Annotated in this window: 3 protein-coding genes; 2 read left to right on the top strand and 1 reads right to left on the bottom strand. The window is 68.6% G+C overall.

Going from position 1 to position 2,843, the window contains the following annotated elements; genetic code table 11:
- A partial coding sequence (locus tag MKW14_RS40580) for a hypothetical protein (protein WP_240871788.1) occupies positions 1 to 369 on the top strand: 369 nt, incomplete at its 5' end.
- Positions 370 to 482: 113 nt separating this feature from the next.
- Positions 483 to 1,343, top strand: coding sequence for a hypothetical protein (locus MKW14_RS40575; RefSeq protein ID WP_240871786.1), 861 nt, complete (start codon positions 483 to 485; stop codon positions 1,341 to 1,343).
- Here MKW14_RS40575 and MKW14_RS40570 read toward each other — a convergent pair.
- Positions 1,340 to 2,800 carry a recombinase family protein gene (locus MKW14_RS40570; protein ID WP_240871785.1) on the bottom strand — a complete coding sequence of 487 codons (1,461 nt, stop codon included), beginning with the start codon at positions 2,798 to 2,800 and terminating at the stop codon, positions 1,340 to 1,342. The genes MKW14_RS40575 and MKW14_RS40570 overlap by 4 nt on opposite strands.
- Positions 2,801 to 2,843 lie beyond the last annotated feature (43 nt).

Genomic DNA, 2,843 nt, shown 5'->3' with positions numbered 1-2,843 from the left:
CTCAGCAAGATCCGCAAAGGCATCAAGGCGCGAGGGTCCACGTATCGGAAGCTCGAACGGGCTCTTCAGTGGGAAGCGGGCAGCGTCGCCGCGATCCTTGCCGGGGGTGACCCCCTGCTCACTGCTGGCCATGCCGGTGATGTCGCCGGCGTGGAGGGCGAGGTCGCAAGGTCGGCGGATGGGCAGGCCCTGTCGTTGCGGGATCTCGAGATCCTCCAGGACTTGGTGGTGTCGACGGCCAGTCGACTCGGCCTGACGGAGGAGGAGACGGACGAGGCGTACCGGCGGGCGCGTGTGGAACTCGAGCGCCGGCGGTCCGTCGAAGCTGAGAGCCCCTCACCATCGCCGCGGCGTCGCAGCGTTGGTTAGTAACGCTTTGATCACGAACATGCATTTATGCATTTGTGTGACAGGTGTTGAGCGCACGGTTATCACCTTCCCCCCACTTGTGCCCATTACATGTATTGGGAAGGTGTTGAGAAGTGATCAGCCTTGTTCAGGTGATTGCGGCGATGGCGGCCGGCGCGCTGGTGGCGATCTCTTGCGTACTGGTGCTGAAGGTCCAAGAGCTGCAACGCCGGACCAGGCCTGACGAGGAAGTGCCTCCAGAGCAGCAGTCCCGTGATTGGGCCGGAGAGCGGGAGGCGAGGATCGATGCCGTGGCCTCGATTGCCGTCGACCGGTTTGAAACGATTCGGTCGCAAGGTGCGCAGGCTGCGGACGTCCAGCCGCGCGCGCCGGAGGTGCGCCTGATTCGGCCGCTTCCTGGCGAGGCCAGGGTCGTGCGTGCCAAGCGGCACCTGAAGCTGATCGGCGGCGGCTTCGCCGCAATGTTCTCGCTGTACACGGGTGTGCGTGCCGCGATACGGGCTCAGATGACGCAGGTCGTCGGCTCGGCGGTCGGCGGCCTGACCGTGGTCAGCGCGGTGACGGCGCTGACGGTGACGCCCTGGTCGATGGACAGCCAGAACGAACCGCCGTCCCCCGCGCCGTCGTCGACGGGGTCCCATTCGGTGCCGCAGTCGCCACGGGAGGTGCGGCAGCCTTCCATCACGACGATGTCGGACTCATCCGTCTCGCAGCGGGCAGGCCGCCAGACGCCCCGGACCCCAGCCGAACCCAGCGACACAGGGATCGTCTCGCCCACCGCGCAGCCGTCCGGGACGGCCGTAACATCCCCCGAAGACGAACCTGCAGACACAGCGTCAGCCGCCAGCGACAGTCCCGAGGCCTCGTCCCAGCCGGTCCTCAGCAGCCCGTCTGCGTCACAGTCCGGGCCTCCGGCGCGGCCGACGGTGACCGGGTGGCCGGGGCACGGCCATCGCCACCACGACCGCCGCTAGTTGCGGAAGTCGAGGCGCTCGACGACGAGCTGGTTGCGGCCGCGGCTCGGCGCAGGCAGCACGTAGGGCTTGCCGAGGCCGCGCTCGCTGAGGACGACGCGCGCAACCTCGCGGCGGGCGCTGACCGTGGCCTCCTCCCACGACTCCCACACGTCGGTGTCCGGGCGGATCATCTTCGCGACGGAAGGGGGCAGGCTCAGGTCACGCTCGTGTGCCTCGAGCTCGGTCACCTCCTGCTCCTTCGCGGACAGCGAGTTGGCCAGCACCATGGCCTCAGCCAGGTTGCTGCCCTTGGCCGATCGGAACTCGTCGCGCTCGGCGCGGGCCTGCTCGAGCCGGGCCCGCAGCTCCCGCAGCTCCTGGTCGTCGCCGTCGCGGGCGGCGAGCCGTTTGTAGAGGTCCCTGCGGGCGAGGAACGCCAGCAGTGCGCCCGGCTCCTCCTTCGTGCCGATGATGTAGTCGTCGACGGGCCCCTTCTGGATCCGCAGCCAGCAGCCCGTGCACTGATAGGCGACCTCGTCGCGGATCTTCGTGATCGGTATCAGGCAGCGGCTGCACCAGAGGCTGCCCGTGAGCTCGTGCGAGGCGCGGCCGCCGCGGGTGGTTTTGCGGTGCGGAGCGTTCAGGATGCGCTGCACCGCCCAGAACCGGGCCGGATCGACGATGCCGTCCCACGTGCCCTCGAAGACGTGGCCGTCGTAGGAGCGCAGTCCGGCGTAGGCGTGCTTGAGCGCGGACTGCCGCAGATGCTCGCGGCTGTAGGGGCTGCCGGAGCGGTTGAGGTAGCCAGCCGCCCGAAATCTGCGCTCGATCTCGGTGAGAGAGACGCCCTCCTCCAGTAGGCGGAAGAGCTCGCGCGGGATGTGGGCCCGGTCCGGATCCTCGACCCAGGTGACCAGGTCGCCGGTCTTCTCGTCGTACACCGGCATGAGCCCGTCCGGCGGTGCGCCGTGCGGGCGGCCGATGCTCGCCTGGAAGGCGACGGTGCCGCTGGTGCGGCGGTGCGTCTTGTACGACTCGTACTCGGAGTCGACGGCGTCCTCGAGGAGGCTCTTTCGGTCGCGGCCGTTGCGCGGGTCGTACAGCCGCTCGTGAGTGGTGACCCAGAACAGGACGTGCTTGGCCTCGCACAGCTCGATGAACTCGACCCACTCGCCGACCTTGCGCGAGCCGCGCGAGGACTCCCACAGCATGAGGACGTCGGCGCCGAACCGGCTGTCGCGGCCGGTGGGCCCGGTCTGCAGGTCGGCGATGAGCTTCTCGAAGTCGTCGCGATTCTTGCGGGCGTACCGTGAGGCCGACAGACCGTCGTCGATGTAAGGCTCGGGGTGCAGTCGCCAGGCGTTGTCACTGGCGGAGACGGCATTATCGGAGCCCTGGCGGCTGAGGCTGGTGCCGCGCTTCTTGTTGGACAGGCGCCGGTACTCGCGGGCGATGAGCTGGGCGGTGGGTGTCATGAGGCCAGTAAACCGGACTGTGGCCCTTTAGCGAGGCGGAACG

Source organism: Streptomyces gilvus, assembly GCF_022513565.1.
GTDB classification, from domain to species: domain Bacteria; phylum Actinomycetota; class Actinomycetes; order Streptomycetales; family Streptomycetaceae; genus Streptomyces; species Streptomyces gilvus.
The sequence above is the reverse complement of the archived record's forward strand: the minus strand, read 5'-3'. Positions and strand labels throughout refer to the sequence as shown.